Annotated in this window: 2 protein-coding genes; both read right to left on the bottom strand. The window is 71.1% G+C overall.

Annotation, left to right across the window (positions count from 1 at the left end; genetic code table 11):
- A partial coding sequence (locus tag Q0C81_RS14180; protein WP_291839223.1) for a phosphocholine-specific phospholipase C occupies positions 1–1,567 on the bottom strand: 1,567 nt, incomplete at its 3' end.
- Between the two features lie 63 nt (positions 1,568–1,630).
- Positions 1,631–2,602: a 4-hydroxy-3-methylbut-2-enyl diphosphate reductase gene (gene ispH, locus Q0C81_RS14175; protein WP_291839220.1), complete on the bottom strand. Its 972-nt coding sequence runs from the start codon at positions 2,600–2,602 to the stop codon at positions 1,631–1,633.
- Between the last annotated feature and the right edge of the window lie 106 nt (positions 2,603–2,708).

The following is a 2,708-nucleotide window of genomic DNA, read 5'->3' as shown; positions in this document are numbered from 1 at the left end:
CGTCAACGCCGAGGACGTACGGGAGGGCGCGGGAGGGGCGGAAGCCGGCGGCCTGGACCGGGAGTTCCGGCCGGGCGGGGGTCGTCGGCGTGGTCTGCCCGGGCAGGGCGGCCGCGCGGGCCGCCGTTTCGCCGGTCGGCGGCAGGGCCGTGGGGAATACGGCGTTGGGCGTGTGGAAATCGAAGGCGCCGGTCAGGTCGCCGCAGACCGCGCGCCGCCAGGCGGAGATGTTGGGCTCCATCACGCCGAAGCGGCTCTCGAGGAAGCGGATCACCGAGGTGTGGTCGAAGACCTGGGAATTGACCCAGCCGCCCCGGCTCCAGGGCGAGATGACGTACATCGGCACGCGGGGGCCCAGGCCGTAGGGCCGGCCGACGAACTCCGGGCGTTCGGCGCGGGCTTCGCTCGGCGTGGTCGCCAGATGATATTCGCCGGCCGTATCGACCGTGGAGCCGCCCATGGCGGGCGAGGCCGCGCCGCCGTCCAGCGCCGGGGGCGCCGGCGGGGGAACGTGGTCGAAGAAGCCGTCGTTCTCGTCGAAGGTGACGAACAGGGCGGTGCGGGCCCAAACCGTCGGATCGGCGGTCAGGGCCTCGATGACCCGGGCGGTGTAGTCGGCGCCCTGGGCCGGGCTGGATGGCCCCGGGTGCTCGGAATCCGCGGCCGGGGCGACGATCCACGAGACCTGCGGCAGGGCGCCGGCGAGGACGTCTTCGCGCAGGCCGTCCAGATGTCGGGTGCTGAGGGCCAGCGCGGCGAGGCGGGGGTCGGCGCCGGGCGCGCCCGCGTGGCTGTCGCGGAAGGACTGGAACCCGGCGGTGGGGTTGTCGGTGAAGTTGTCCGCCATGTCCTGATAGATGCGCCAGCTCACCCCCGCGGCCAGCAGCCGCTCGGGATAGGTGGTCCAGCGGTAGCCGTCGGGGTGACCGCCGTCCGTCGCCAGGGCGTCATGCGAATTGGAGATGGAGGGCCCGCCCCGCGTCCCGGCCGGATCGTTGGTCCCGCTCCAGAGGAACAGCCGGTTGGAGTTGGTGCCGGTCTGGATCGAGCAGTGGTAGGCGTCGCAAACCGTGAAGGCCTCGGCCAGGGCGTACTGGTAGGGAATGTCCTCCTGGCGGAAATAGCCCATGGAATGTTCGGTCTTGGCGGTCGGCCAGGCGGCCATGCGGCCCTCATCCCAGGCGGCCTGGGCGTCGGGCCAGCTGTGGGGCGTGCCCTCGACCCGCATGAGCCGGAAGTCCTCGGCCGTGTTCAGCGGGAAGGGAGAGACCAGGGACGGCCGGCCGGGCTTGCCCGGATTGGCCTGAACCCAGCAGGTCCCGCCCTTGCGGTCGGCGGTGTCCGGCAGCGGGATGGGGAAGCGGTCGCCGAAGCCGCGAACGCCGCGCAGGGCGCCGAAATAATGATCGAACGACCGGTTCTCCTGCATCAGGATGACCACATGGGCGACGTCGGTGATGTCGCCGGCGCGGACGTCGGCGTCGATGCCCATGGCCCTGGCGATGGCCGGAATCATCAGGGCTCCGCCGCCGGCGGCGAGCAGAAGGCGGCGGCGGTCAGCGTCCATGGTCGGCTCCCGGTTGATGCCGCACCGAAGCACAGCCGTGCGAACCCAGGATGACGGCCTGCGTCAGGCGGTCAGGACACGCGGCAGCTTGAAGGTGACGGTCTCGCGCTCGCCGTCGTCCTCGACCACATCGGCGTCGAAGCGGTCGCGGACGGCCTGCACCAGATCCTCGATCAGCCGTTCGGGCGCCGAGGCCCCGGCGGTGATGCCCAGGGTCGACACCCCGTCCAGCCAGGTCCAGTCGACGTGGCTGGCGTCATCCACCAGCCGGGCGTCGCGGGCGCCGGCCTTGATCGCCACCTCGACCAGCCGGACCGAGTTGGACGAATTCTTGGACCCCACCACCAGCACCAGGTCGCAGCCGTCGCCCAGCCGCTTCACGGCCTCCTGACGGTTGGTGGTGGCGTAGCAGATGTCTTCCTTGTGGGGGTCCGGCAGCTCCGGGAAGCGCCGCTTCAGCGCCGCCAGGATCTCGGCGGTGTCATCCACCGACAGGGTGGTCTGGGTCGCATAGGCCAGGGGGGCGTCGCCCGGACGCTGGAAGGTCTCGGCGTCCTCGACCGTCTCGACCAGGCTGATAGCCCCGGCCGGAAGCTGGCCCATGGTGCCGACGACCTCAGGGTGTCCGGCGTGGCCGATCAGGATGATGTGCTTGCCGTTCGCATGATGGCGCTCGGCCTCGACATGGACCTTGGAGACCAGCGGGCAGGTGGCGTCCAGGAACAGCATCTCGCGCGAGCGGGCGGTGGCGGGCACCGACTTGGGCACGCCGTGGGCGGAGAAGACCACCGGACGGTCGTCGGGGCAGTCGTCCAGTTCCTTGACGAAGACGGCGCCCATGGCGCGCAGCCGCTCGACGACGTGGCGGTTGTGCACGATCTCATGCCGCACATAGACCGGGGCGCCGTACTTCTCGATGGCGCGTTCGACGATCTGGATGGCCCGGTCCACGCCCGCGCAGAACCCCCGCGGGGTGGCGAGGCGCACGGTCAGGGGACGCTTGTCCGCCGGTCGGATCGGCTGATGAACGGTCATGGGCCGGAACCTAGTCGTTCGGACCGTTCGCCGCCACCGTCGTTTCCGCGTCCGGCGGGTTTGCCGCGCCTCGGTTTAGCCGCTATCAGCGGCAAGCGTGCGGACG

Origin of the sequence: Brevundimonas sp. (genome assembly GCF_023259385.1) — a bacterium.
Lineage (GTDB): Bacteria > Pseudomonadota > Alphaproteobacteria > Caulobacterales > Caulobacteraceae > Brevundimonas.
The sequence above is the reverse complement of the archived record's forward strand: the minus strand, read 5'-3'. Positions and strand labels throughout refer to the sequence as shown.